At 41.1% G+C, this 4,215-nt stretch carries 4 protein-coding genes and 1 pseudogene; 1 reads left to right on the forward strand and 4 read right to left on the reverse strand.

Translation table 11 applies throughout. The features are described 5' to 3' along the window. Positions 1-45: 45 nt before the first annotated feature. Positions 46-943, forward strand: a pseudogene (locus tag AB4517_RS10975) (IS3 family transposase); the annotation flags it as partial. Between the two features lie 136 nt (positions 944-1,079). Here the strand turns inward: AB4517_RS10975 and AB4517_RS10980 are convergent. Genes AB4517_RS10980 through AB4517_RS10995 form a run of 4 tightly spaced genes read right to left on the reverse strand, consistent with a single transcriptional unit; the run spans position 1,080 to position 3,968 of the window. Further along, positions 1,080-1,310 carry a hypothetical protein gene (locus AB4517_RS10980; RefSeq protein WP_108019766.1) on the reverse strand — a complete coding sequence of 77 codons (231 nt, stop codon included), beginning with the start codon at positions 1,308-1,310 and terminating at the stop codon, positions 1,080-1,082. Then, complete coding sequence (gene gspS2, locus AB4517_RS10985) at positions 1,311-1,676, reverse strand: type II secretion system pilot lipoprotein GspS-beta (protein ID WP_016788065.1); 366 nt, start codon at positions 1,674-1,676, stop codon at positions 1,311-1,313. Further along, positions 1,633-2,769, reverse strand: a complete 1,137-nt coding sequence (locus tag AB4517_RS10990) for an alanine/ornithine racemase family PLP-dependent enzyme (RefSeq protein ID WP_372148342.1) — start codon at positions 2,767-2,769, stop codon at positions 1,633-1,635. The genes gspS2 and AB4517_RS10990 overlap by 44 nt, the downstream gene beginning before the upstream one ends. After that, a complete protein-coding gene (locus tag AB4517_RS10995; RefSeq protein ID WP_372148343.1) occupies positions 2,766-3,968 on the reverse strand; it encodes a DUF1611 domain-containing protein in 1,203 nt (400 codons plus the stop codon). Before AB4517_RS10995 ends, AB4517_RS10990 begins: the two co-directional genes overlap by 4 nt. Between the last annotated feature and the right edge of the window lie 247 nt (positions 3,969-4,215).

Here is a 4,215-nt window from a genome sequence, read left to right on the forward strand (position 1 = left end):
TTTGGACACTGAGTTAAGTGAGTACAATCACTAATGAGGTGAACCATAACAAGCAAGAAGAAACGTATTATCCATTCTCCTGAATTTAAAGCCGAAACCCTGAAGTTGGCAGAGAAAGTGGGAGTCGCTACAGCTGCAAGACAGCTCTCGTTACATGAATCTCAGATCTATGGTTGGCGAAAAGCCACAAAGAAGAATTCTAATATTAGCCAACGAGAACAAGAATTGGCCGTTGAAGTCGCTAAGCTAAAAAGGCAGTTGGCAGAGCAAGCAGAAGAGCTAGACATCGTAAAAAAGGCCGCCACCTACTTCGCGAAAAATCTAAAGTAAATTGCTATGAATTTATGCTCGAACACCTGCTGAGTTTCAGTATTTCCCGTATGGCTAAGGTGTTCAGAGTTTCTTGAAGTGGGTTTTATTATTGGGTTGAGAACCGCCACAAGGCGATTCAACGTGAAACAGAGCGCCAAAAGCTTGATACCAAGGTAAAAGAAGCCTTTGACGTTAGCAAAGAATGAGATGGCTCAGACGTATTCAGAAAGAACTGGCAGAGAGCGGTGATAACCATAATGTTAAGACCATTGCCGCCAGTATGAAACGTCAGGATTTAGTAGCGAAAGCAGCACGCAAGTTTAAGTGTACAACGGACAGTAAGCATAAAATGCCCGTTGCTCCGAACTTGCTCGCTCAAGATTTTAACGCAACGGCTCCGAATCAAAAATGGGCAGGAGACATTACTTATGTTGCCACAAGCGAAGGCTGGCTGTACTTAGCTGTCATTATTGACCTATATTCAAGGCAAGTAATTGGTTGGTCTATGGATACGAGAATGACGGCCTCACTGGTCTGTGATGCCTTATCGATGGCTTTATTCCGTCGAGGATTCCCTGAGCAGGTTATAACTCATAGCGATCGAGGTAGTCAGTACTGCTCGAAAGACTATTTCAATTGCCATTACGCTGAAAGTTGTTACCCATTCACCGCTACACTTGATTATTTTCAATACGTTAAGTGCAAATACTACTAATCTGTCCAAGGTTTAGAGGACCTTGAACAGATTAGGTATACACAAGCTTAAATTAAACGTTGGAACGCGCGTTTTTCTTCTTTGATTTATAGGCTTTCATTGAAATTTTTAAAGCAAGCTGTTTTTGTTTAATTGAAATGAGTTGTCTAGTTACGACCTTATAGTGTAACTCTGTGATAAAGTTTTTTTCCCAAGGCGTAAGGCGGTCAAACCTCAATAAAATAGTGTCATTGAGTACATTGAACAACTCGTATTGGCTTTTATCCATTCGACTGCTAAGCATTCAATTAGAGCACTTAGCTAGAGAAATGACGTTAAGGCTTTCTACTTTCTCATTTTTTCCTAAGGTAATGATTCGATAAGAGATCCCACTCTCTAATAGTGGTCTTATTTCGATGTTGTCACAAAAACTAACGGCGACTTTTTCTACTAAGCGGTCCATATTCAAAGTTTTCTTTTTTACGAAAACAAGAGTGACACTATCGCCCTCTGACTGTGCATTTACGAGTGTGATTGAGCCTAACTCTTGTGGAAGTTGGCTTGAAATAACTGTCGCTCTATAATCGGCAAGTCCATTAGATTTTATTGGGCTTATCTGACAACCGTTAAGCATGACACTGACGAAGAGAATTACAGTTGTTCGTAGCATTATGCGCTCCTTCTTCCTTTCTTCTCCCTTTAGGTGCCTTAAAATATTTATGGATATAACGTGAAGATATAGAAGATAAGAGCGCACTGTAATCTAAACTGAATGTGACTTTTTCCCCTACAAATAGTGGTTTCTGTGAGGATTCAAGGACAAGATGATCACTGGTTGAAGACATGATCTTAATCCCATTCGGAGCCTTAAGCCCGCTGACACAAACATCTTGGCGGCCTAATGCTAGAATAGCTTGTGAGACCTCCCCTCTATCTTGAAGGTTTTCTTTTTCACCAAAAGCATTTAACCCCCGACTCCCCCAAGGCAAAGTCGGTTTAGTCTTGGATTCAATCACTTCAGCGGTCAAAGAAACCGCATCCGTATGTAAGCCTTTGATATTTTCGTGCTCTAAAGGCTCACAGCCTAAAAAAATGGCTTCTCCTATACGAAGGTGATTGACTCGAGTTAAGCCTGTTCTCTGAAGAGCCCAGTTAACTGAAGCAGAATTACCCCCTGAAATAATTTCTAGATTGATCCCAAATTTAGCTTCAATTCCATCGGCAAGATCAGAAAGAATATTCATATTTTGATCATCTGGAGCGACACCATACCGACAGGCTAAATTCGTACCAATTCCTTTTATCGTGATGTTTGGTAAAGAAATAATCTCTCGGATAAAATCAATCACGCGATTTGGCATCACACCTTCTCTGAGATCGCCAAGCTCAACCATAATAATGATACCGTGACAGCAATTTTGTTGTTCCGCTGCATGTGAAAGCCTCTGAATCACTTCAACTTCAGAGTTTAAACTCATATCACTGTATTTTATTACGCTCGCCACTTGACTGAGCATGGGTGTACGTATCAGCATTTTAGGGGTAGCAATGCCAGATTCAGTCATCTTTTGAAGATTTTCGATTCTTGAATCGGCTAACATTGTTGCGCCAGCATCAATAAGAACTTGTGCGATGATAGGGTGGCCGAGGAAGGCTTTTGTTACAGGCGTAACGGATATATTTTTCAGTGAGAGCTGAGAAATCAGGAACTGAGCGTTATGATGAACTTTCCCACAATCGATGTCTAACCTAGGGTAGTTCACCCTTTTTCGGCCAGTTTACTTGCTATTATAGGAAAGGCTGACGTTACGATGTGCAGTAGATGTTCAACAGGCTGTGACAAGACATCAGTAACCGGTAAACCAAATTCGGTAGTGTAAGTGTCTATCGCACAACGTGTTTCATCCAACGACATATCTTCATGATTCAGTGTTAGTCCAATAACATTGGTATTAGAAAACGTTTCGATAAGATTGATTTCTGAGGCAATCGAAGGCATTGGGCAATCAGGAAAATCACTACGATATAAACGTTTAGGGGCATGTTGCAGTATCACACCCGTTGGACAACTGCCACGTAAGATAAAAGCGCTGGTTGAAAACGCAGGGTGACTCAAGGCTCCTTGCCCCTCAACAATTATCAGATCCGGATTTTCTTTTTCATAGGCCTGTACAATGACAGATTCCAATTCACCGGCACAAAATTGTGAAGGGACTGCATCGAGTGCAACGCAGTATTGTGCGCCTTGCATAATACCTGTTTGACCAGTGGCAATCAGAACGACGTTAAGGCCTTTTTGAGTCAGTTCATTCGCCAATATTGTTGCTGTTGTTCGTTTTCCTAGCGCGCAATCCGTCCCCATTACAGCAATTCTCGGACATTTAACGTTGTGTATTTTCCCGCTAAACGTTTTCAGATCGCCTTTACTTTTGGGTTTGCGAGTATCGAATATTCGAACGTTATTCTTTAAACTGGCTTCTAAAAACAGAGGATCGTCGGTTAGAAATTCATGTAAGCCATTTACGATGTTCATTCCTAATGACATGGCATTTAAAATGATGCTTTTATCTAAGTCAGATAAAAAACCACTTGATGGCGCAATGCCAAAAATGAAATAATCGGGAATGCTTTCCGCGTGAATGATAGCTTCTTCAGCATTGGCAAGGATCGGTATTCCATTGGCTTTGTTATCAAGAACTTCACCAGCATCTAAGCCAGCAGACTCACTATCAATAACCGATAGAATACGATAGCTTAACGAATGCCTCACTAACCCATTAGCGGTTTTACCATCAATTTTACCAAAATTACCTTCGCAATATATAATTGCAGAAGGGATGACCGGATTTACTTTTTGAGCAAGTGGTAACCAAGGAGCTATATGGGGTACGTTGTTGGTATCTACATTTTCAATTCTAGAGAGTTTGAATATATTTCTTAACTTTTCGGTTGAGATGGACATAATTAAAGCCTGCAGTATGGCTTAGGAGGGCGACTAAGGAGTGCCGATTTGCGAGTTCGGAAAAGAAAAGAAGTCCCTACTAAGCGGTAGGGATAACAACCAAGGTAACACACTCACCAGACTTTTGTTGGTTATTATTAATACGCTTTCTGAGTCTATTACTTTCAGACTTCGCCCACTTGAGCGTTGTAATTTCTCAAACTCAATTTACCGCTTGTTAATCCCTTGTATCGAGACATTGCGGTCT

It is taken from the genome of Vibrio sp. 10N.222.52.C3, assembly GCF_041474195.1.
In the GTDB taxonomy this organism is placed as follows: domain Bacteria; phylum Pseudomonadota; class Gammaproteobacteria; order Enterobacterales; family Vibrionaceae; genus Vibrio; species Vibrio crassostreae_C.